We start from the raw sequence: 22826 nt of genomic DNA, 5'->3' as shown, positions 1-22826 counted from the left end.
TCGGCTGCAGACGACGAAGGACCCCGTGGCATCGCCACGGGGTCCTTCGTTGAGGGTGCTTACGCGCGGGCGCGGCGGCGCGAGGCGCCGAACGCGATGCCGCCGAGCGCGAGCAGGGCCGCGGCCCCGCCGATGAGCGGCGCGGTCTCGGGGCCGGTGCTCGCGAGCTTGGTGCCGGTCGAGGCGGTGCCCGAGGTGCTGCCGGTGCCGGCGAGCGGGCTGCCGGTCGGCTCGTCATCGCCGCCGGCGATCGAGCAGTCGAGGGTGCCCTCGGCGACGACCTCGGGCTCCTCGGAGTCGAACGCGTCGACCGTGACGACGAAGTCGGTGCCGTCGGCGATCTTGAACACGTGCTCGTAGGTCTCGCCGAAGACGTCGGTCACGACGGGCGTGCCCGCGATCTCGACCGCGACGGTGTTCGGGGTGGCGTCGGCCTCGACGGCGGGCGTGATGACCTGCTCGTCGACCGGCGTGGTGCCCTCGTCGACGACGACGTCGGAGACGCCCACGCGGAACCAGAGCTTGAAGTCGTAGATCAGGACGCGACCGGCGTTCTTGTGGGAGACGTGGGTCTGGCCGCGCAGGTTCTTGTAGATGTAGACGCGCTCGACGACCTCGGGGGTGCCCTCGACGGCGGGGATGACGACGGCATCCTGGCCTTCGACGACCGAGTAGCCGGAGAGCGTGACGGTCAGGGTGCCCGCCTCGCAATCGACGACGACGGGGGTGGGCTCGGTCTCTTCGGCGTTGGCCGGGGCGGCGACGCCGACGACCGTGAGGCCGAGGCCGAGCGCCGCGACGGCGAGCACGGAACCGGTGCGCTTCATGGCAGATCCTTCGGGTTGCGCCGGCGGGCCGGCGTGGGGGCTGGGGAGGTCCTCGCCCGCTCGCCCGCCGCCGGGGAAGGCGGCGAGCATGCGACACGCGCGCCGCGGGTACGACGCGCGTGGAGCTCTGACCGAGCCAGAGTCTATGTTCGGGAAAGCGGCGTGCGCACCCGTTTTCCCGGTTCAGGGGCGGAATGGCCCCTCTATTGGGGCGGATCGGTGTGGCGAGATACTCTCGGACCTGAGGGAACCCGCCACGCGGCATCCGATCGCCGGATCCGCGACCGCGCGAAGGAGGGCGATCGGATGTCCCGCCGCACCCACCGCGTCGCCGTGCTCGTCCTCGAGGGCGCGAAGCCGCTCGACGTCGGCATCCCGGCGCAGATCTTCACGCACCGCTCGAGCATGCCGTACGAGGTCCGGGTCTGCGGTGCCGAGCCGGGGCTCGTCGCGGGCGGCGACGGGCTCGCCTACCACGTGGCCGACGGCCTCGAGGCGATCGGATGGGCCGACACGGTGTTCATCCCCGGCTATCGCCGACCCGATGTCGAGGACCCGCCCGAGCGCGTGGTCGACGCGCTGCGGACCGCGCACGACCGCGGGACGCGGCTCGCGGCGATCTCGACCGGTGCGTTCGCGCTCGCGGCGACCGGGCTGCTCGACGGCCGGCGCGCGACGACCCACTGGCACTACACGAAGGCGCTGGCCGCGAGGCATCCGCTCGTGAACGTGGACCCGAACGTCCTGTTCGTCGACGAGGGCAGCGTGCTGACCTCGGCCGGCGCGGCATCCGGCATCGACCTCTGCCTCCACCTCGTGCGCCGGGACCACGGCGTCGCCGTCTCGAACCACGCCGCACGCCGACTGGTCGCCGCACCGTACCGGAGCGGCGGCCAGGCGCAGTACGTCCCCCGCGCCCTGCCCGAGCCGCTCGGCGAGCTGTTCGCGGCGACGCGGCAGTGGGCGATGGAACGGATCGACCGGCCGTTGTCGCTCGCCGACCTCGCCCGGCACGCCCGTGTCTCGCCGCGCACGCTGTCGCGCCGGTTCGTGGAGGACACGGGCTACACGCCGATGCAGTGGATCCTCCGCGCGCGGGTCGACCTCGCTCGCGAGCTGCTCGAGGCCAGCGACCTCCCGGTCGAACTGGTCGCCGAGCGCGTCGGGCTCGGTACCGGTGCGAACCTGCGGCTGCACTTCCACCGGATCCTCGGCACGTCGCCGCAGGAGTACCGGCACACCTTCCGGCAGTGACCGGGGGGCCGAGCGGGGCCGCGCGGGGCAGCGCGGGGCCGAACGGGGCCGCGTGCGCCGCCCGGACGGTGGTCGTTCCGCTGTGAGCGGATCGGGGCAGACGGCGGCGACGGTCCGGGGCTAGCCTCGCCGCATGGCGAGCGTGATGCGGCATCCATCGATCGACCGCCCCGCGGTGCCGGGTCGCCGGCGCCGCGCACTCTGGAGGGAGGCGGTGGGCGCCCTTCTCCGCGGCGAGCGGCTCGCGCAAGGGCGCATCCTCGCCGACGTCGCCCGTGAGGCCGGCGTGTCCATCCAGTACCTCTCCGAGGTCGAGCGCGGCCGCAAGGAGGCGTCGAGCGAGGTGCTCGGCGCGGTCGGCGAGGCCCTCGGGCTCGGACTGGCCGACCTCGCTGCCGGCGTCGCCGCGATGCTCGCCCGCGAGCAGGCCGCGGCCGGTGGGCCGCGCGTGCTCGTGCTGCCGTCGAGCACCGGCGTGCCGGTGATCGGCGCCGGTCGGGCGGAGCCGGTCGCCCCGCCGGTCGCAGCGCCCTCGGGGCCGATCGCACTCGTGCTCGCGGCCTGAACCGACCGCGGCCCGGCCCGGCCCGGCCGCGCCCCGGCCCGGCCGCGCCCCGGCCCGGCCCGGCCCGGCCCGGCCGGGCACCGGGCCGACTACGCCCCGAGCGCTGCCGCGGCCGCTTCCGCCCCCGCCCGGATCCCGTCTCGCTGCACCGCGACGAGGTGGTCCGCGATGCCGTACTCGACGGCCGCGACCGCGGGCAGGATGAGGTCGCGGTCGGTGTCGCGGCGCACCTGCTCGACCGTGCGGCCGGTGTCGTGCGCGAGCACCGCCTCGAGTTCGTTCCGGACCCGCACGACCTCGTCGGCGTGGATGATGAGGTCGGGGATCGCGCCCTGTCCCTGGATCGACGGCTGGTGCAGCACGACCCGGCCGTGCCGCAGGATCGACCGCATCCCGGGTGCGCCGCCTGCGAGCAGCACGGCCGCGGGGCCGCCCGCCTGCCCGACGCACGTCGTCGCGACCGCGGGGCGGATGTGCTGCATCGTGTCGTAGACCGCGAGCGCGGCCTGCGGCGACCCGCCGGGCGAGTTCACGTAGAGGTTGACGGGCGTGTCGGGGCTGTCCGACTCGAGGTGCAGCAGCTGGGCGATGAGCACGTTCGCGACGCCGTCGTCGATCTCGGTGCCGAGGTAGACGATGCGCTCCGAGAGCAGCCGGCTGTAGACGTCCATCGACCGTTCGACGCCGGCGCGGCGCTCGACGACGGAGGGGATCGTGTAGGTGCTCATGCGCCGACTCCCGCGAGCGGGGCGTCCGCCGGCCGCGGCGCGAGGGGATGCATCCCCGCCGGCGCATCCGGCAGCCCGATCCCGACCGTGCGCGCCGGGGGCGCCGGGTAGATGTCGGCCGCGTCGCTGACGACCCGGTCGATGAAGCCGTACTCGACGGCGGCCTGCGCGCTCCACCAGCGATCGCGCTGCGAGTCCTCGGTGATGCGCTCGAGCGGCTGCCCGGTGTGCTCGGCGATGAGCGCGAGCACGGTGTCGCGGGTCGAGCGGAGGTCGTCGGCCTGGAGCTCGACGTCGATCGCGGTGCCGCCGATGCCGGCCGAGCCCTGGTGCATGAGGATGCGCGCGTGCGGGAGCGCCGCGCGCTTGCCCGGCGTGCCGGCGGTCAGCAGGAACTGCCCGGCGCTCGCGGCCATGCCGATCGCGAGCGTGGCGACGTCGTTCGGGATGGCCCGCATCACGTCCATGATCGCGAGCATCGCCGGCACGCTGCCGCCGGGGGAGTTGATCCAGAACGCGATGTCCTCGCGCGGGTCGTCGGCCGAGAGCATGAGCAGCTGGCTGACGAGGCGGTTGCCGCCGGCCTGGTCGAGCTCGCTGCCGAGCACGATCACGCGGCGGTGGAAGAGGCGGGCCTGGAGGTCGGCGTCGACTGGGTTCGGAACGTCGGTCGATTCGGTCATGGGCCCAGCGTGCGCCGGTGGATGCCCCGCGCGCGAGGCGTTCGGCTCAGGGCGGATCCGCGGCGGGCGGAACGGCGCACGCGCCCCCGCTCCGGCCTCGGTCCTGCCTCGCTCCGGCCTCGCTCGGACCCCGTTCCGACCCCGTGGCGAGATCCTTTCGAACGATGTCGCGATAGCCTCTCCTCTCCGCGCGGGCGAGCGTGTTGTCTATTGCCAGCGAATGAAAGGAATCGACTCGCAATGACCACTCGCATCGCGATCAACGGCTTCGGCCGCATCGGCCGTAACGTCGTCCGCGCCATCGTCGAGCGCAACGCCGACCTCGAGGTCGTCGCCGTGAACGACCTCACCGACCCGGCCTCGCTGGCTCGCCTGCTCAAGTACGACACCGCCGGTGGCCGCTTCGGCGCTCCGGTCGAGGTCGACGGCGACGTGCTCGTCGTCGACGGCCGCCGCATCAAGGTGCTCGCCGAGCGCGACCCCGCCAAGCTCCCCTGGGGCGAGCTGGGCGTCGAGATCGTCCTCGAGGCGACCGGTCGCTTCACCGACGCCGAGGCCGCCAAGGCGCACATCGCCGCCGGCGCGAAGAAGGTCCTCGTCTCGGCTCCGTCGAACGGCGCCGACGTCACCCTCGCCTACGGCGTGAACACCGACGCGTACAACGCGGCGACCGACGTCATCGTCTCGAACGCCTCGTGCACCACGAACGCGCTCGCCCCGCTCGCGAAGGTCCTCGACGACCTCGCCGGCATCGAGCACGGCTTCATGACCACGGTGCACGCCTACACGCAGGACCAGAACCTGCAGGATGCCCCGCACTCGGACCCGCGCCGCGCCCGCGCCGCAGCCGAGAACATCGTGCCGAGCTCGACCGGCGCCGCGAAGGCCATCGGCCTCGTGCTGCCGACGCTCGACGGCAAGCTCCAGGGCGACGCCATGCGCGTCCCGATCCCCGTCGGCTCGATCGTCGAGCTCAACACGACGGTCGCGAAGGACGTCACGCGCGACGAGGTCATCGCGGCCTACCGCGCCGCCGCCGAGGGCCCGCTCAAGGGCGTGCTCGAGTTCTCGGCCGAGCCGCTCGTCTCGAGCGACATCGTCGGCAACCCGCACTCGTCGATCTTCGACTCGGAGCTCACGCGCGTCGACGGCAAGCACGTCAAGGTCGTCGCCTGGTACGACAACGAGTGGGGCTTCTCGAACCGCGTCATCGACTCGCTGACGCTGCTCGGTGGCGCTGCCGCCGACGCCGAGGCCGTCGCGGCCTGAGCGAGCCGCCCGCCGTTCCGGCGGGCACCCGCCCGAGAGGGCGGAACCTGACCCGAACGGGGCGGAGGAGTGGAGCCTCCGCCCCGTTCGCGCGTCCCGGCCCCTGCGTTCGAGGGGCGCCGCCGGAGGCGACGCGGCTCGAGATCCGGCCGGTCGCCCCGGTCAGATCGTGAAGTCGTCGTGCAGCCCGACCCGCGCGAGCTCGATGCCGGCGCGCTTCGGGAGCACCCAGTAGTGCAGTCGACGCGCCGACGGCGCATTCTGCTCGATCGCGCAGCGCATCGCGGTCGCGCCGTCCCGGCGCCGTTCGAGTGCCGGCGAGCCGGCGGCCCCGGTGCGCAGGCGGTGGACGTCGCGGCCGGCCACGTCCGCGACGCGGTCGGTCACGACATCGACGACGGCCTTCATCGCCTTCGCGAACTGCCCGTCGTCGAGCGCGAGCAGCGACTCGGCGAACCCCTCGCCGACCGCGTAGTCGCCGATCGGCTGGCTCACCTGTTCGCTTGGAGCGATCCGCTCGGCCCAGGCCGCGGTGATCTCGTGCCGGACCCAGGCCTCGGCGTCGGCCCACCTCGCGGCGCGGTCGCGGACCTTCGAGTGCGACGCTCCGGCCTCCGGGCGCGATCCCGACCGGCGGGCCTGGAGCAGCAGGCGCGAGGACTCGCCGTGCCGCGCCCGCAGTTCCTCGAGCGTGTGCTCGGCCTCGCCGAGCGCGGCCTGGAGTTCGCGCGTGAAGGATCGCAGTGCGGCGAGTTCGCCGCGCTGCCGGGCGAGGTCGGAGTCGGCGATGCCGAGGTCGCGGATCCGCTGCTCGAGCGCCGCCGCACGCGCGAGTGCGACCTCGAGCGAGGCCTGCGTGGTCTGCAGCGCCGATCGGGCGCCCTCGGGCGCCGGAGCCGCGGGCCCGGGCGCCGAGGGACCGGGCGCCGAGGCGGCCGTCGATGCCGACTCGGACTCGGCCGGGCGCAGCACGACGCGCATGCCGGGTCCGGGGACCGGGCGCGGCGGCGGCACGACGACCGGCGACCCCGGGGGTGCGGCCACGGGGGATGCCGCCACGGGGGATGCCACAGCGGGAGACGACTCCACGGGAGACGCAGGCGAGGCGCCCGGCAGGTTCGCCATGGCATCCGTCGCGTCGGGCGCGGACCTCGCGGTCGTCCCGATCACGAGGGTCGCCGCCGCGGCGACGTCCGACGCGTCCACGCCGCTCGCGCCGCCGGTGTCGGGCCTCGGCAGCGGCCGCCCCTCGACGAGCCACGGCTGCCCGTGCTCGACGAGCGGCACGGGCGCGGCGACCGGCTCCTCGTCGTCGACGTCGCTCAGGCGCAGGTGCAGCGTGCCGTCCGAGAGGTGGACGACCCTGGCCGCGACGACCTCGCCCTCGGCGAGCAGCAGGTCGAGCCGGTCGAGCGGGTTCGGCGAGACATCCGTGCGGTGCACCGGCAGCAGGACCGACGGGTGGAGCGCGAGCGCCGCGCGGTCGCCGGTCACCTCGCCCACCAGGGCGAGCGTGACGGTGCCGTGCGGGAATCGCTCCGCGAGGGCGTCGACCGACACGGGCAGTTCGCGCAGCGCGAGCCGGCGGGAGCCCTCGTCGAGCAGTCCCGACACCCGCCCGCCTCGCGCGAGCGACCACTCGAGGGGGACGGGCGGGACGGTGAGCTCCTGCCAGACGGTCGCGTGTCCGCCGTCGTCGAGGCGGACGATCGCGCGGGACCCGTCGGCCGTGAACCCGCGCACCTCGCCGGCGGCGATGCGCGAGCGCTCCGGCGGACGGTCGTAGAGCCCGGCCGCGTGCGCCTGCTGCGCGGCGTCGCGCACGAGGAGCGAGGTGTCGGCCTCGCGCCCGCGGGACGGGAACCTGAGGGGCGACCGCCGGACGTCGAGGTCGTCGAGCACGTGCGGCGGGTACGAGCGCGCGGCGCCGCCGTACACCTGCCAGCGATCGGGCAGCAGGCCGTCGAGCCGCATCGTCAGGGTGCCGGTCGGGATGATCGCGAGGTCGGCGACATCGCCGACCTCGGCGACGAGCGTGTCGAGGTCGAACGGCACGGATGCCTCGGGCCCGGCGTCGACGGGACCGCCGCCGTCGGGCGCGCGGGTCGTGAGGAGGACGAGCGGGCGGACGCGGCGGGCGTCGAGGATGCGCACGGCGAGCGCGTCGACCGCGGCAGGGGTGTCGACGTGGTCGACCGCGACCGCGACCGCGACCGCGACCACGGGCGGGGCGTCGGCGACCGCGGTGGCCGTGCGCCGCCACGATCGGGAGCTGGGCACGCGGGGTCCTTCCGGCCGAGGATGGAGCTGCGAACAGGTGCGTCGACCCTAGCCCGACCGGCCGACATCGGCAGGTCGTTACGCAGGTGCGTGCGGAATGTCAGTCGGTCTCCGTATTGTGATGATCTTCGGCTCGCGCCGGAGTTCCCCCCTTGGAGGCCGACCATGGGTTTCGACGCCGTCCCCCGCGCAGGTTCGCGACACCGGTACGACACCGCAGCAGCCGACCGCGCAGCGATCACGCGGTTCCTCGACGACCTCGCCGCGCTCGAACTGCGCCTGGCGATGGTCGGAGACCGGTCCGACCGGCTCGCCGGCTTGCCGGCCCGCTCGTACGACGCCTGGCGACGCGACACCGTCGGGCAGGCGCAGGGCCTTGCGGCCCGCGCGAAGGAGCTCGACGCCACGGGCGCGATCACCGCCGACCTGCGCCGCCGCGTCGGGGCGGCGCTCGTCGGCGTCCGCCAGCACGTGCACGCGATCGACGCCCGCCGTGCGGCGAGCGGGCTCGACTGAGCCTCGCGTAGGGTGCGGTCATGCCGTCGCCCGAAGCCGAACCGTCTCCGCGCGGCATCGCACGCCGCGATGCGCGGCTCGTCCTGCCGGCGCACGCGCGGGTCGAGGCGCTCGCCGACCGGGCCGAGCACCTCGCCGCGACCGCAGGGCGGCGCGTGCTGATCGGCATCGCGGGCAGCCCGGGGTCGGGCAAGTCCACGCTCGCGGAGGCCGTGGTGGCGTCGCTGGAGGCCCGGGACGGGGCATCCGCCGCCGTCGTGCCGATGGACGGGTTCCACCTCGCGAACGCGACGCTCCGACGGCTCGGCCTGCGCGAGCGGAAGGGCGCGATCGAGACGTTCGACGGGTGGGGCTTCCTCGCCCTGCTCGAGCGGCTGCACCGCGAGGCCGATCATCCCGTGTACGCGCCGTCGTTCGAGCGCGCGGTCGACGAGCCCGTCGCCGGCGAGCTCGCGATCCCGCCGTCGGCGCGCATCGTCGTGGTCGAGGGCAACTACCTGCTGTGCGACGGCGATCCCTGGCAACGGCTGCGCGGATGCCTCGACGAGGCGTGGTTCTGCGACACCCCTGAGGACGTGCGGATGCGCCGGCTGGTGGCCCGGCACCGTCTCGGCGGCCGCACGACCGAGGCCGCCGAGGCCTGGGCGCGCGACGTCGACGGTGCGAACGCGCGTCGCATCGAGCCGACGCGCGGGCACGCGGACCTCGTGATCGGGTGGGATCCGGCCGACGCGGACGCGGACGGCGGGCCGCCGGAGTGATCCGACGACCCGCCGTGGTGTGCGCGCCCGGGGTCAGCGGGTCGTGAGCCCGCGCCCGCCGTCGTGCGTGCCCGGCACGGACACGGCCCACGGGGCGTGCGACCGCAGCCGGTCGATGGCGTCCCGGATCGCCTGGACGATCCGGTCGACCACCGGGGCGTGCTGCGCGGCGCCCGTCACCTTCACGGACGCGGACGACGCCGACTCGGCCGACTCCCCGGCCGCGTTCACGGCACGCACCGTCGCCGTGTAGGTGCCCGACTTGACGCCCGCGAACACCGCGGTCGTCGTGCCGCCGGCCACCCGCAGCACCTGCGACGCGCCGTTGTGGCGCGCGAGGGTCACGACGTATCCGGAGACGATGCCCGCGGGCGCCGCCCACGACACGGTGACGTCGCCGCGGACGAGCTTCGCCGTCGGGGCGGCGGGCGTGCCAGGCACGGCCGTCGGGATCAGCCCGTCGATGGCGGCGCGCACGAGCGCCGCCGCGCCGTCGATGTCGGCCTGGGTCGCGCGCGAGCCCGCGAGCACCACGTCCCCGACCGCGATCGCGTCGTCGAGCGCGGCGAGCGAGGCCGCGGTGTAGGGCGCCCGGTCGACCGCCCGGGCCTCGGCCAGCGCCGACCCGAGGACCGAGGAGTCCACCGTGCCGGCGGTCTCCGCGGCGACGAGTCGCACGTCGTCGACGACGCCCCAGGCGCCGGCCGACAGCGCGAACGACGCGCGGATCTCGACGACGCCGTCCACGCCGACCACGACGGCCGGCAGCGATCCGGTGTGGAACTCGTTCCACGCCGTGAACGACAGCGGGGTGCTCCACGTTCCGGCGGACGTCGTCGCGGTGAGCGTGCGCGTGTCGGTCGACGCGCTGCCGGTGCCCTGCGTCGTCGCCTGCACGACGTAGGTGCCCGCCGGCACGCCGGTCACGGTCTGGGCGACCGACGTCGAGTACGCGGTGCCGTTCCAGAACGTGACGGCGTAGTCGCCGTCGGCGGCATCCGTGGTCCAGGTCCGCGACGCGGGGCCGGTGAGCGCCCACGCGTCCGCGGTCCCGGCCTCGAAGCTGTGGTCGCGCACGAGGTTCGCGGCGAGCACCGCGACCGACGCGGTGATCGCGATCCCGGTCGAGGTCGTGCCGGGGATCGAGTAGGTGCCGGGTCCGCGGATCCAGTCCGCGGCGCTCGACCACGCGACCGAGGGGTGCTCGGTCGTGCCGTCGTTGTAGGACACGGCGATCGTCGCGGGCAGTGCGACCGGCGTGCCGTCGGCCACCTGGAGTGAGACCTGCTCGATCGTCGTGACCTCGCGCGGCGCGACCGCGCCCGTGCGGACGTAGTCGAACGTGCGGAGCGACTCGAGGGGCGTGCCGTCCCAGCCGAACAGCGCCTGGTTGTCCCACGCGGATCCGCCGAACCACTCGCCGACGTGCACCGGGTCGTACTCGTTCGCGGCGTTCGTCGCCCAGCCCGAGCCGTCGCGCTCCCAGAGCACGCGGTTCGCCTCGACGGCCTCGGGCGGCCCGACCGGCAGCCACGCGGGCTCCCAGTAGAAGACGCCGATGCCCGCGTCGCCGACCGCGGCGACCGCGGCGATCACGTCGCGCAGTTCGTCGGCCTGGCCCTGCACGCTCGCGGCGTACTGGTTCGTGATGGTGCCCGAGCCGATGACGTTCGAGTGGCCGTCGCCGTCGTCGAGCGTGTGCGCCCACGAGGTCTCGGCGACCATCACCTGCTTGCCGTAGGTCGTCGCGATGCTGCTCAGCACGGCGGTCAGGTTCTCGGTCGTGCCGTGCCAGTACGGGTAGTACGAGCTCGCGAACACGTCGTAGTCGACGCCGAACGACGCCAGCCCTGCCGCATAGGTCGCGTAGCGGCCGGGCGTCTCGGGGTTCGTGAAGTGCACGGCCACGAGCGCGTCCGGGAGGACCTCGCGCACGGCCGCGCTGCCCGCGGCCACGAGTGCGGCGAACTGCGCGTCGATCTCGCGACCGGCCCGGGTGTGCCCGGCGATCGCGTTGTTCGTCTCGTTGCCGACCTGCACCATGGTCACGTCGACGCCCGCGTCCTCGAAGCGCTGCAGCGCGTCGGCCGTGAAGTCGTGCAGCGCGGTCACGGTCTCGGCATCCGAGAGACCCGCCCACGCCTTCGGCACGAGCTGCCGGGCGGGATCGGCCCAGAAGTCGGAGTAGTGGAAGTCGACGAGCACGCCGAGCCCGGCCGCCGAGGCGCGCTCGCCGATCTCGACCGCGCGGTCGACGTCGACGTTTCCGCCGCCGTAGCCGTTGCCGGCCGCGTCGAACGGGTCGTTCCACACGCGGATGCGCACGGTGTTCACGCCGTGGTCGGCGAGCACGTCGAACAGGTCGGCCGGCTGTCCCGCGTCGTCGCGGAAGACCACGCCGCTCTCCTCGAGCGAGAGCACCGACGAGACATCCACGCCGTTCACGAAGTCGGCGGCGAGGCCCGGGACCTGCTCGACGAAGATGCCGGCGTCGACCGGGCCGTCCGGGTCGGCCGCGAGCGCCGCGCCGGCGCCGGCGGGCACCGCGATCGCGGTCGCGAGCGCGGTCGCGAGCGCGACCGCGCCCGCCCTGGGAATCCGATGTCGCACGTTCGTTCCTTTCGGTACGGCAGCGACCGGACGGTCCCGGGGCGGGACGGCCGCGACGCTGCGGTGGTGGGTGGTGCAGGGCGATCCGGGCGACCGGATCACGTCGGGTCAGGTGCGCGGCGTCGCGGCCGCCTCACCCCAGAGCGGCGCCTCGACGAGTCGGACCTCGTCGAGGGCCAGCAGGTCGCCGTCGGTCGCCGCGCGCCGGTCGGCGGCGGCGGCGGGCAGGCGAACGGATGCCTCATGCGCGAGCGGCAGTACGCGGAGCACGACCGTGGTCGGTGCCGACGGGTCGATCGCGAGCTCGTCGAGCCCGATGGTCCACGTCGTGCCGTCCCAGAAGCGGTCGGCGACGACGACGCCGTCGACCTCGAGCCGGGCGACGTCGCCCGCGAAGTCCACCTCGAGGAACCGGCGGACGCCGCGGCGCGCGGGGAGGTCGACACGCCACGCGGTCGCGTGCCGTTCGACGTCGGCGCGCGTCGGCGCGGACGCGCGCCCGTGGTGCTCGCCGTAGCCCGCCGGGACGGGGGAGACGCCCGGCTCGGGCGCGCCGGCGTCGAGCACCGAGACGCCGGAGCCCGGGCGCGTGCCGGCGACTCCGCAGTCCCCGACGGCGCCGTCGCCGATCGGCGCGAAGGCCAGGTCCGCGAACGCGCCGAGCTCGGCGTCGTAGGCGCGCACGCGCGGCTCGGCGCCCGCGCGCACGAGCAGCTCGCCCGCCGCGCCCTCGAACAGCGCGTCCGACTCGTCGCCCGTGACGAGCAGTCGCCGGCGCTCGCCGGAGCCGAGCACCCACGCCCGGTCGGCCGTCGCGGCGGGCAGCACGAGCAGGTCGAGCGCGCCGTCCGAGCTGCGCAGCTCGCAGCGCACGACGTCGGCGGCGTCGACCACGAGGATGCCCGGGGCGACGGGGCGCAGCGCCGACGGGGCATCCGAGGTCACCGTCGCAGTGGTCGCGAGCTCGACCGGGATGCCGGCCTCCGCGACCACGACGAGCGTCGGCGCCGCGCCGCCCGCGCGGGGCGCGAGTACGGTCAGCGGCGACGCCGTCGCCCAGTCGATGCGGATGCCGCCGAGCTCGAGGTGCACCGGCCAGTGCGCGATCGTGCCGGCGGGCACGTCGATCGGCGCGTGCGGCAGCAGCGTCGATCCGTCGCGGAACGCGACCTCGAACCGCACGTCGCGCACGGCCTCGAGCGGGAGGTGCGGCTGCTGCCAGGTCAGGAACACCCAGCCGGAGCGGCCGTCGCTCCGCAGCGCCCAGCGGAGGGTCGTGGTGTCCTCGACGCCCGTGGGCCGGCGGTCGGGCAGGCTCGAGGGCATCGGCGCGAGGGTCGCCCCGAACGCGTCGAGGAACGCGTGCTGGCGGCGCAGCGCGGCGTGCGCGGGGCCGAGCCGGCCCGCGGCGCCGAGCGGCGCGTGGAAGTCGTAGTCGAACTCGGGCAGGTCGTTCGGGTACCCGGAGTCGTGGGACTCCGCGAGCCCGGGCGCGGGATTCGTGCCGCCCGCGTACATGTAGTAGCCCTGCCAGCCCGAGCCGTTCCCGATCTTGTTGTGGGCGACCGCGGCGATGTCGGCGCCCGAGAGCAGCGGCCGGCGGTGGTACGCGGTCGCCATGCCCCCGCCGAGCTCGCAGGTCGCGGCCGGGAACGCGGCCGACGGCAGCCGGGGCGTCTCGGCCTGCCGGCCGATGCCGGGGTGGTCGCGGAGGTCGGCGCCGATGCCCGGGTCGTCCCAGGTGTGCGAGAAGAAGAAGTGCTCGCGGAACGTGGGGTCCCAGTCGTGGTCGGCGTCGACCCAGAACCCGTCGCCGTAGCCGCCGTAGAGCGGCAGGACCTCGCCGACCGGGAGGTCGGCGCCGCCCCACGCGGTCGCGGTCCAGATCGGCGCGAGGATGCCGTGCCGGCGGGCGATCGACTTGAGCGTCACGAGGTGGCCCGGCTGGTCGTAGAGCTCGTTGTCGAGCTGGACGGCGATGACGTTCGACGCCGGCCCGCAGAGCGCGGCGACTTCGCGCCCGATCGCGGCGAACCACGGCTCGACGAGCGCGAGGTAGCCGGGGTCGTCGGTGCGGTGCGCGACGGGCGCCTGCTGCACCCAGTCGGGGAAGCCGCCGTTGCGGACCTCGGCGTGCACCCACGGGCCGATCCGCAGGACGACGTCGAGGCCGGCGTCGGCCGCGCAGCGCACGAAGGCGGCGAGGTCGAGCCGGTCGTCGAAGCTCGGCGTGCCGGGCTCGGGCTGGTGGTGGCTCCAGATCACGTAGCTCGCGACGGCCGTGACGCCGCCCGCGCGCATGAGCCGGAGCCGCTCGCTCCACTGGTCGCGGGGCACGCGGCTGTAGTGCAGCTCGCCGGTCACGGGGATGACCGGGACGCCGTCGCGCTCGACGTACCGGTTGGTCAGGGCCAGCCGTGCGTGCGCGTCGAGCTCGTTCGCCATCGCGGGTCGGGTGAGCGGCTCGGTCCAGGGCGCGTGGCGCACGGTGAGCGGGACGCCGCGGCCCGGATCGAGGGCGGTCGCAGCGTCCGTCGCGAACAGCGCGGGGCGGGGGACGGATGTCACGACGGCAGTGCTCCTTCGGGTACGACGTGGCGAACTGTGCGCGCTCCCAGTTCCTCGACAGAATAGCCTGCCGAGCGCCCTGAAGTGAACCGGGTTCGCGAATGGTTCCGCGCGAACGCGGACTGGGATCGCTCACAGTCGCCCGCGCGGACTTACACTGGCGGGGATGACAGAGCAGGCGCCGCGCCGGCGGCCGACGATCGACGATGTCGCGCGCGAATCCGGCGTCTCCCGAGGCACCGTCTCCCGGGTCCTGAACGGCGGGCATTGGGTCAGCGACGAGGCGCGCGTCGCGGTCGAGCGCGCCATCAAGCAGACGGGCTACCGGATCAACCCGCACGCGCGGAACCTCGCGACCTCGCGCGCGAACTCCGTCGCCTTCCTCCTCACCGAATCGCAGGACCGCCTGTTCGAGGACCCGAACTTCTCGACGCTCATGCGCAGCGCGGCCGAAGCGCTCGCCGAGCGCGACATCCCGCTCGTGCTGCTCATGGCCGGCTCCGACGACGAGCAGCGCCGCGCGACGGACTTCATCATGGGCGGACACGTCGACGGCGCACTGCTCGTCTCGTCGCACCGCGGCCGCGAGGGCTTCCTGAAGACCCTCGTCGAGGCGGAGGTCCCGGTCGTCGCGTGCGGCGTGCCGCTCGGCTACGAGCGGCGCATCGGCTTCGTCACCGCCGACGACCTCGACGGCGCGCGCGACGTCGTCGCCTACCTCGGCCGGATCGGGCGCCGCCGGATCGCGACCATCACCGGGCCCCTCGACACCTCCGGCGGGGTCGGCCGCCTGAACGGGTACACGCAGGAACTCGGCGACGCCTTCGACGAGCGCCTCGTCGCGAACGGCGACTACTCGCGGTCGAGCGGCTCGCGCGCGATGGCCGAGCTCCTCGACCGGGCACCCGACCTGGACGCCGTGTTCGCGGCCAACGACGCGATGGCCGCGGGCGCGCTCGACGAACTGCGCGCGCGCGGACTGCGCGTGCCCGAGGACATCGCGGTCGCCGGGTTCGACGACGCGCCGCTCGCGGTGCGCACCACTCCGCCGCTCACGACGATGCGCCAGCCCTTCGACCGGATCGCCCGCGAGATGGTGCGCATGCTCCTCGAGGTCGTCGAGGGCGGCACCGCCGGCCGGATGACCCTGCCGACCGAACTCGTGGTGCGCGAGTCGGCCTGAGCCGCCTCGGGCCGCCCCCGGCATGCGAGCATGGGGTGATGCCAGCCGACGCCCGCGATCGAGACTGGCGCGCCGCGCTCGCGGCCCTGACCGGGCATCCCGACGCCGGTGCCGAATCGGCCGACGGACGGCCCGCCGAGTCCGCCGAGTCCGCCGAGTCCGCCGAGGCGTCGCCCGCCGTCGAGCCCACGGCGCTCGGACTCCGGTTCCAGCTGCGCCGCCGCGTGCCGCCGCGCCCCGGCGAGTGGACCGGGTCCGGCGACGAGCCGGCCCGGCGCGGGGCATCCGTCGACCGACTCGCGGTGCGCCCGGTCGCGGCGGGCGCGAAGGGCGGCTGGGTGCAGGCCGGCCTGAACTGGCAGAACATCGCCTACCAGGGGGCGTCCCAGGGGTACGACCCGGCGCAGGCGCGCTGGTTCGGCCAGTTCGCGATGCTGAAGGGCGGCAACCCGGGGGTGTACGCCGCGCACGGCTCCGAGTGGATCACGCTCGACGCCTACGAGAGCCCGCTGCTCTGGCCGCTGCTGGCCGAGGCCGAGCGCTGCGGGATCGCGCTGGTCGGGTCGGATGCCACGCCCGAGGTCCGCCTGCACGCGCGGGCCGAACCCGTGCTCGACGCCACCGACGACCTCGACGGGTTCCGCCTCGTTCCCCGCCTGCTGCTCGACGGCGCGCCGCGGACGCTCCGCGACGCCAGGCCCGTCGGCCGGCACGGGCTGTACCGGTTCGACTTCGACGCGGGACTCATCGAACTCGGGCCCGTGCCCGGCGGCCTCGCCCCCGGCGCCCGCACGCTGCTCGACGGCTCGGACGACCCGGTCCGCGTGCCGTCGCCGGACCTGCCGGGGTTCCTGCGCACCGAGTATCCGAGGCTCGCACGCACGGTCCCGGTCGTGAGCCTCGACGGCACGTTCGAGCCGCCGCCGCCCGGTCCCGCGGTGCTGGTGCTCGCCGTGCGGTTCGCGCCCGGCGATCGCGCGGACCTCGACTGGCGCTGGGAGCACCCCGACGGCCGCGTCGAGCCGTTCGTCGACGGCGCGGTGGCGACAGGCGGGCAGGACGAGGCCGACGCCCTCGACGTCGTCGAACGCGCGCGCGAGCAACTCGACGGGATCCCGATGGCGTCGGTCGTGCTGCGGGGCGCGGATGCCTCGTGGCTCGCCGCGCGCGCGCTGCCGAGGCTCGCCCGGATCGACCGGGTGCGCGTCGACGCGACCGGCACGGCGCCCACCGGTGACGAGGCCGAGGGCGAGGCCGTCCTCCGGCTGCGCTCGGTCGAGTCCCGGGACCCCGACTGGTTCGAACTCGGGTTCATGCTCACCGTCGGCGGGCGGAGCGTGCCGTTCATGCCGGTGTTCCGCGCGCTCGCGACGGGCGCCAAGCGGCTGCGGCTGCCGGACCGCAGCTACCTCGACCTGCGCCGGCCCGAGTTCGACCCGCTGCGCACGCTGATCGAGGAGGGCGCCGACCTCGCCGAGTGGGAGACCGGCGTGCGGATCCCGCGGAGCCAGGCCGTGCTCTGGGCCGAGTTCGAGGACCACGCCGATGGGGAGCCGGGCGCGGTCGAGTGGCGACGGCTCGTCGCCGGCCTCGAGGGCGCGGTCGAGCCGCTCCCGCCGCCCGCGGGCGTCGCGATCCCGCTCCGGCCGTACCAGCTCGCCGGATTCCGGTGGCTCGCGTTCCTGCACGCGAGCGGGCTCGGCGGCGTGCTCGCCGACGACATGGGCCTCGGCAAGACCGCGCAGGTGCTCGCGCTCATCGCGCACGCGGTCGCTGCGGCGCCGGACACGCGCCCGTTCCTGGTCGTCGCGCCGACGTCGGTCGCGTCGAACTGGGCCGCGGAGGCGGCCCGCTTCACGCCCGGCCTGCGCGTGGCATCCGTCACCGCGACCGAACGCCGCCGTCGGAAGCCGATCGCCGACGCCGCGGCCGGCGCCGACCTCGTCGTCACGACCTACCCCGTGCTCCGGCTCGAGGCCGAGGCGTTCGCGCGCCTCGACTGGGCGGGCCTCGTGCTCGACGAGGCGCAGTTCGTGAAGAACGCGGCCACACGCGTGCACGACGCCGCACGGGGCATCCGTGCGCCGTTCCGCGTCGCGGTGACCGGCACGCCGATCGAGAACGACCTGTCCGAGCTCTGGGCGATCCTGCGGATCGTCGCGCCCGGGCTCTTCCCGAGCCGGCGGGCGTTCGACGAGCGCTATCGCCGCCCGATCGAGCAGGACCGCGACGCCGAGCGGCGCGACCGACTTCGACGGCGCATCCGCCCGCTGCTGCTGCGCCGCACGAAGGAGCAGGTCGCGCCGGAGCTGCCCGAGAAGCAGGAGCAGGTCCTCTCCGTCGAGCTCGCGCCCGCCCACCGCCGGCTCTACGACGCGACGCTGCAGCGCGAGCGGCAGAAGCTCCTCGGGCTCATGGCCGACCTCGACCGGCAGCGGTTCACCGTCTACCGGTCGCTCACGCTGCTGCGCATGCTCGCGCTCGATGCGGCGCTCATCGACCCGGCGCACGAGGGCATCCCGTCGGCGAAGCTCGACGCGCTCTTCGAACAGCTCGACGACGTGCTCGCCGAGGGGCACTCGGCGCTCGTGTTCAGCCAGTTCACCTCGTTCCTCGCGCGGGCCGCGTCGCGGCTCGAGGCCGCGGGCGTGCCGTTCGCGTACCTCGACGGGTCGACGCCCGCGAAGCGGCGCGACGCCGAGGCCGCGCGGTTCCGCGCGGGCGGGGCATCCGTGTTCCTGATCAGCCTGAAGGCGGGCGGGTTCGGGCTGAACCTGGCCGAGGCCGACTACGTGTTCCTGCTGGATCCGTGGTGGAACCCCGCGAGCGAGGCGCAGGCCGTCGACCGCGCCCACCGGATCGGGCAGACCCGGCGCGTGAACGTCTACCGGCTCGTCGCCGCGGGCACGATCGAGGAGAAGGTCATGGCGCTCAAGGAGCGCAAGGGCGCGCTGGTCGCAGGCGTGCTCGACGGGATCGGGGACGAGATCGGCGACGAGATCGGCGACGGAGTCGTGGACGGCGGGGGTCTCACCGCGGCAGACCTCCGCGAACTGCTCGACGGATGACCCGTCGCCCCGGGTGCGACGCGGTCGCACCCGGGGCGGACCGGGTCAGACCGCGGCCGCCTGCGTCGCGAGTCCGGCACGCAGGACGTCGACGAGCGGGGTGGTCGCGCGGCCGATGAGCCGGGCGAGCGTGCCGTCGGTGTCGGCGAGGATGCCCCGGCGGACGCCGTCGTCGAGTCCTGCGACGAACGCGGCGATGCCCTCGTCGAGCCCGGCGGCGCGGAGCGCGGCCACGCGTTCGGCGACCGAGAGCCGCTCGTACCGCACCTCGCGCCCGAGGACCTCGGAGGCCGCGGCCGCGAGCTCGTCGTAGCTCCAGGCGTGGTCGCCCGCGAGCTCGTGGATCGCGCCGAGGTGGCCGTCCTCGAGCAGGACCACGGCTGCGGCCTCGGCGAAGTCCGCGCGGGCGGCGCTCGCGACGCGGCCGTCCCCGACGGCGGCGGCGATCACGCCCGACTCGGCGGCGTGCGCGACATCCGACAGCTGGTTCTCGCTGTACCAGCCGTTGCGGAGGATCACGGAGGGCACCCCGCTCTCGGCGATGAGCGCCTCGGTCGCGCGGTGGTCGTCGGCGAGCGGGAAGTCCTCCGCGGTCGTCGCGTGCACGATGCTCGTGTAGACGAGCTTCCCGACGCCGGCGGCCTGCGCGGCCTCGATCACGTTCCGGTGGCCGGCGAGGCGCACGCCCGGGATCGACCCCGAGACCAGGAGCACGGCGTCGACGCCGTCGAGGGCCGCCGCGATCGTGTCGGGTCGGTCGTAGTCGAGCTCGGCGACGCGGACGCCGCGCGCGGCGAGGTCTTCGAGCTTCGCGGTGTCGCGCGACGTCGCGACGACGTCGGCGGGGGCGGCACCCCGAGCGAGGAGGGCGTCGACGACGAGTCGGCCGAGGTGCCCCCCGGCACCGGTGACGAGGATGGTCATGCTGGTCCTTTCTGCGGGGCGCGCGGGGGTGCGCGTCTCACGAGAGGCCAACCCGGATCGGGATGTCCGCATTCCAGTGGGAGGGTACCCACTTTCAGGTAAGGTACGGACATGGTGGTAAGTCTTGCGGAGATCCGGCGGACCAGCGGCGACGTCTTCGTCGACGGCTGCCCGACTCGCGTCGTGCTGGATCACATCATGAGCAAGTGGGGCGTCCTCGTGCTGCTCGCGCTCACCGACGGCACGCGCCGCTGGGGTGAACTCCGTCGCGGGGTCGACGGCATCAGCGAGAAGATGCTCGCCTCCACGCTGCGCACGCTCGAGGGCGACGGGCTCGTGCGGCGGGTGTCCCACCCCGAGGTCCCGCCGCGCGTCGAGTACTCGCTGACGCCGGTCGGGGAGGAACTCATGGAGCGCATGCTGCCGCTCGTCGAGTGGGTCGCCCGGCATGCGGGGGACATCGTCGACGGGCATCCGGCCGACTGATTCGGTGGCGGATCGCGCGACGTGATCTCGCGATGTCGCGCACATCGGCGGTGGACAGCACGTTTCGGGTCGGTTTGCGCGACGTCGGGTGGCGAGGTGGCCCGGATCGACGGATGTCGCTTGGGCCCGGGTCGGCTTAGGCGACCTCGCGGCCGGCGCGACCCGGGCAACGCTCAGCGCGCGCGGCCCCCGCGACGCGATCGGCGCTCGCGCGGGGCATCCAACCCGACGTGCACGCGCGTGCGCCGCCGCTCGACCACGATGCCGATCGAACCGATCGCCCACAGCGGCAACTGGGTGAGGAACGCGAGCCGGAACGCCTCGAGCGAGTAGGTGTCGGGCGTGCCCGCGCCCTGGAGGTCCATCGCGACGCCGATCAGGAAGATCGCGATGAGCCCGGCGATGAACCCGCCGCCGTTGACGATGCCGGTCGCGGTGCTCAGCCGGTGGCTCGGGTTGTGCGTGCGCGCGTGGTCGAACGCGATCATCGACGCGGGACCGCCCGTCGCGAGCGCGAGCGCGAGCCCGATGAGGAGCCACAGCGGCGCGGGCCCGGGCCACGCCGCGACCACGATCCACGCGAGCGCCTGGACCGCGACGATCGGCAGCACGAGCATGCGGGAACGGCGCAGCGGATGCCTCGCCGAGAGCGCGCCGATGACCGGACCGACGATGATGCCGAACACCACGAACGCGCTGAGCACGAGCGAGGCCTGCGCCGGGGTCAGCCCCTCGCCCGCCGTGAGGAACGGGAACCCCCACAGCATCACGAACGCCGTGCCGGCGAACGGGGTCGTGAAATGCGACCAGAACGCGAGCCGCGTGCCGGGATGCGACCACGATTCGCGGAATCCCTGCCGCAGGTCGGCCGACGACCGCACGACCTGGATCGATCCGGTGTCGGTGTCGACCGAGACGTCCGCGTCGACGCTCGGCGGGTGGTTCCGGATGACCGAGAACGTCAGGATCGTGAACAGCACGCCGAGCCCCGCGAGGCTGCCGAACGCGATCGTCCAGGAGGTCGCGTGCAGGAGCGCCGCCATCGGCAGGAGCGAGACCAGCTGGCCGGTCTGGCCGATGATGCCGGTCATCTGGACCACGAGCGGCGCCCGCTGCGCCGGGAACCACGTCGCGACCACGCGCAGCGCGCTCGGGAACACCGCCGCGTCGCCCGCGCCGAGGAGCACGCGCGCGAGGATCGCGGTCGTCGTGTCGGGTGCGAACGCCATCACGCCCTGGCCGATCGCCATGAGCGCCATGCCGGCCGTGATGACCGGGCGCGCCCCGAACCGGTCGAGCAGGAGCCCGACCGGGATCTGCATGCCGCCGTACACGGCGAGCTGGATCACCGCGAACATCGACAGCACCGAGGCATCCGCGTCGAACCGGACCGCCGCGTCGACGCCGACGGCCGACAGCGACGTGCGGTTCGTGACCGACACGATGTACGCGGCGACGGCGATCGCCCACACCAGCCACATGCGCCAGGGGCGCGCGAGGGGTGGGGGTGTCAGGGTCACGGGTCCTCGAGGGGGCTGGTTCGTGCGGCGCGTCCGGGCTCGGATGCCGAGCGGATGTCCCGGCGGGCCGTCCGGCCGCGCCGGATTCCATCGTACGTCGGTCGACGGACCTGCCCCTGGGGCAGGTCAGGTCAGGTCCGCGTCTTCGCGGCCGAGCCCTTGCGCGCGAACGTGACCTCGGCCTCCTCGAGCGCCATCCCGCGCGTCTCGGGGATCTTCGCGATCACGAAGATCCCGGACAGCAGCGCGAACAGGGCGTACATGCCGTACGTGATCGGCAGGGACCATGCCGACATCGGCGGGAACGACACCGTGATCAGGAAGTTCGCGATCCACTGCGCGGAGGCTGCGACGCCGAGCGCCTTCGCCCGGATCCGCGACGGGAAGATCTCGCCCAGCAGCACCCACACGACCGGGCCCCACGACGCGCCGAAGCTCACGACGAACAGGTTCGCTGCGACCAGCGCGATGACGCCCCACGGGTCGGGCAGGGTCACGGCGCCCGAGGAATCCGTCGACGCGAACGCGAACGCGATCGCCATGGCGCCGAGTGCGAGCGTCATGCCCGCCGAGCCGGTGATGAGGATCGGCCGGCGGCCGATCCGGTCGACGAGCACGATCGCGACGATCGTGACGAGCACGTTCGTCACGGAGGTCGCGACGCTGATGCCGAACGAGTCGGACTCGTCGAAGCCGACCGCCTGCCACAGCGTCGTCGAGTAGTAGAAGATCACGTTGATCCCGACGAACTGCTGGAACACGCTCAGGATGATGCCGATCCAGACGATGCCCTGGAGCCCGAACCGCGGGCCCCGGATCGTCGCGTGCGCGTGTTCGCGGTCGGCCTGGATCTGCGACCGGATGTCGGTGATCGAGCGGTCGAGCTCGGACTCGGGCACGAGCTGCGCGAACACCGCGCGCGCCTCGTCCTCGCGGCCCGCCAGCATGAGGTAGCGCGGCGATTCGGGCACGAGGAACGAGAGCACGCAGTAGACCGCGGCGGGCACGACGCACGCGAGGAACATCCAGCGCCAGGCGTCCAGGCCGAACCAGAACGGCTCGTTCGCGCCGTTCGCGCCCCACGCGAACAGCGCGTCGCTGAGCAGCGCCGCGAAGATGCCGAGCGTGATCGCGAGCTGTTGCAGCGAGGCGAGGCTGCCGCGGATCCGCTTCGGCGCGATCTCCGAGATGTACGCGGGAGCGACGACCGACGCGATGCCGATGCCGAGGCCACCGACGACGCGCCAGAACGCGAGGTCCCACGCGGCGAACGCGAAGCCCGACCCGATCGAGCTGATCAGGAACATGATGCCGCCGATGAGCATGACCCGCAGGCGTCCCCAGCGGTCGGCGAGCCCACCCGCGAGCCACGCGCCGATGGCGCAGCCGATGAGCGCGATCGCGACGACGAACCCCGTGATGACGTCGTTGAGGCCGAAGTCCTCGCTGATCGCGTCGACCGCGCCGTTGATCACCGACGAGTCGAAGCCGAACAGGAACCCGCCGACCGCGGCGGCGATCGCGAGGCCGATGGCCTTCGCCTGCATCGCGCGGGTCGGGCCGCCGCCCCCCTCGGCGCCGGCG

17 protein-coding genes are annotated in these 22826 nt (G+C 74.3%); 8 read left to right on the top strand and 9 right to left on the bottom strand.

Going from position 1 to position 22826, the window contains the following annotated elements:
* Positions 1-59: 59 nt before the first annotated feature.
* Positions 60-827 carry a hypothetical protein gene (locus ACDF64_RS02505; protein ID WP_394553224.1) on the bottom strand — a complete coding sequence of 256 codons (768 nt, stop codon included), beginning with the start codon at positions 825-827 and terminating at the stop codon, positions 60-62.
* A gap of 306 nt (positions 828-1133) precedes the next feature.
* Here ACDF64_RS02505 and ACDF64_RS02500 point away from each other — a divergent pair, with 306 nt between their 5' ends.
* Together ACDF64_RS02500 and ACDF64_RS02495 are read left to right on the top strand one after the other, a co-directional pair.
* Entirely contained in the window at positions 1134-2081 is a 948-nt protein-coding gene (locus tag ACDF64_RS02500) for a GlxA family transcriptional regulator (RefSeq protein ID WP_394553223.1), read from the top strand.
* A gap of 133 nt (positions 2082-2214) precedes the next feature.
* On the top strand, positions 2215-2646 hold the full coding sequence (locus ACDF64_RS02495) for a helix-turn-helix domain-containing protein (RefSeq protein ID WP_394553221.1): 432 nt from the start codon (positions 2215-2217) through the stop codon (positions 2644-2646).
* 89 nt (positions 2647-2735) lie between these two features.
* Here ACDF64_RS02495 and ACDF64_RS02490 read toward each other — a convergent pair whose 3' ends face one another.
* Both ACDF64_RS02490 and ACDF64_RS02485 read right to left on the bottom strand, forming a co-directional pair.
* Positions 2736-3374, bottom strand: coding sequence for a ClpP family protease (locus ACDF64_RS02490; RefSeq protein WP_394553220.1), 639 nt, complete (start codon positions 3372-3374; stop codon positions 2736-2738).
* On the bottom strand, positions 3371-4057 hold the full coding sequence (locus ACDF64_RS02485) for a ClpP family protease (RefSeq protein WP_394553219.1): 687 nt from the start codon (positions 4055-4057) through the stop codon (positions 3371-3373). Before ACDF64_RS02485 ends, ACDF64_RS02490 begins: the two co-directional genes overlap by 4 nt.
* A gap of 240 nt (positions 4058-4297) precedes the next feature.
* On the opposite strand from ACDF64_RS02485, the gene gap reads away from it, so the two are divergent.
* Positions 4298-5326: a type I glyceraldehyde-3-phosphate dehydrogenase gene (gap, locus tag ACDF64_RS02480; RefSeq protein WP_394553217.1), complete on the top strand. Its 1029-nt coding sequence runs from the start codon at positions 4298-4300 to the stop codon at positions 5324-5326.
* Between the two features lie 162 nt (positions 5327-5488).
* Here gap and ACDF64_RS02475 read toward each other — a convergent pair whose 3' ends face one another.
* Positions 5489-7606: a hypothetical protein gene (locus tag ACDF64_RS02475; protein WP_394553216.1), complete on the bottom strand. Its 2118-nt coding sequence runs from the start codon at positions 7604-7606 to the stop codon at positions 5489-5491.
* A 165-nt stretch (positions 7607-7771) separates the two neighbouring features.
* On the opposite strand from ACDF64_RS02475, the gene ACDF64_RS02470 reads away from it, so the two are divergent.
* Together ACDF64_RS02470 and ACDF64_RS02465 are read left to right on the top strand one after the other, a co-directional pair.
* Positions 7772-8122, top strand: coding sequence for a hypothetical protein (locus ACDF64_RS02470; RefSeq protein WP_394553215.1), 351 nt, complete (start codon positions 7772-7774; stop codon positions 8120-8122).
* Between the two features lie 20 nt (positions 8123-8142).
* Positions 8143-8883, top strand: a complete 741-nt coding sequence (locus tag ACDF64_RS02465) for a nucleoside/nucleotide kinase family protein (RefSeq protein ID WP_394553214.1) — start codon at positions 8143-8145, stop codon at positions 8881-8883.
* Positions 8884-8916: 33 nt separating this feature from the next.
* Here the strand turns inward: ACDF64_RS02465 and ACDF64_RS02460 are convergent, their stop codons facing one another.
* Positions 8917-11493 carry a glycosyl hydrolase 53 family protein gene (locus ACDF64_RS02460; RefSeq protein ID WP_394553213.1) on the bottom strand — a complete coding sequence of 859 codons (2577 nt, stop codon included), beginning with the start codon at positions 11491-11493 and terminating at the stop codon, positions 8917-8919.
* A 108-nt stretch (positions 11494-11601) separates the two neighbouring features.
* A complete protein-coding gene (locus tag ACDF64_RS02455; protein WP_394553211.1) occupies positions 11602-14061 on the bottom strand; it encodes a beta-galactosidase in 2460 nt (819 codons plus the stop codon).
* A gap of 166 nt (positions 14062-14227) precedes the next feature.
* On the opposite strand from ACDF64_RS02455, the gene ACDF64_RS02450 reads away from it, so the two are divergent.
* Both ACDF64_RS02450 and ACDF64_RS02445 read left to right on the top strand, forming a co-directional pair.
* Complete coding sequence (locus ACDF64_RS02450) at positions 14228-15244, top strand: LacI family DNA-binding transcriptional regulator (RefSeq protein WP_394553210.1); 1017 nt, start codon at positions 14228-14230, stop codon at positions 15242-15244.
* Positions 15245-15282: 38 nt separating this feature from the next.
* A complete protein-coding gene (locus ACDF64_RS02445) occupies positions 15283-18312 on the top strand; it encodes a DEAD/DEAH box helicase (RefSeq protein WP_394553209.1) in 3030 nt (1009 codons plus the stop codon).
* 45 nt (positions 18313-18357) lie between these two features.
* Here the strand turns inward: ACDF64_RS02445 and ACDF64_RS02440 are convergent, their stop codons facing one another.
* On the bottom strand, positions 18358-19236 hold the full coding sequence (locus ACDF64_RS02440) for an SDR family oxidoreductase (RefSeq protein ID WP_394553208.1): 879 nt from the start codon (positions 19234-19236) through the stop codon (positions 18358-18360).
* Between the two features lie 111 nt (positions 19237-19347).
* On the opposite strand from ACDF64_RS02440, the gene ACDF64_RS02435 reads away from it, so the two are divergent.
* Positions 19348-19722, top strand: a complete 375-nt coding sequence (locus ACDF64_RS02435) for a winged helix-turn-helix transcriptional regulator (RefSeq protein WP_394553207.1) — start codon at positions 19348-19350, stop codon at positions 19720-19722.
* A 173-nt stretch (positions 19723-19895) separates the two neighbouring features.
* Here ACDF64_RS02435 and ACDF64_RS02430 read toward each other — a convergent pair whose 3' ends face one another.
* Positions 19896-21203, bottom strand: coding sequence for a nitrate/nitrite transporter (locus tag ACDF64_RS02430; RefSeq protein WP_394555040.1), 1308 nt, complete (start codon positions 21201-21203; stop codon positions 19896-19898).
* Positions 21204-21373: 170 nt separating this feature from the next.
* A complete protein-coding gene (locus tag ACDF64_RS02425; RefSeq protein WP_394555038.1) occupies positions 21374-22789 on the bottom strand; it encodes a sugar porter family MFS transporter in 1416 nt (471 codons plus the stop codon).
* Positions 22790-22826: the final 37 nt, after the last annotated feature.

Origin of the sequence: Agromyces sp. MMS24-JH15 (genome assembly GCF_043518605.1) — a bacterium.
Classification (GTDB): Bacteria; Actinomycetota; Actinomycetes; order Actinomycetales; family Microbacteriaceae; genus Agromyces.
This window is presented reverse-complemented; position numbering and strand designations above follow the sequence as displayed.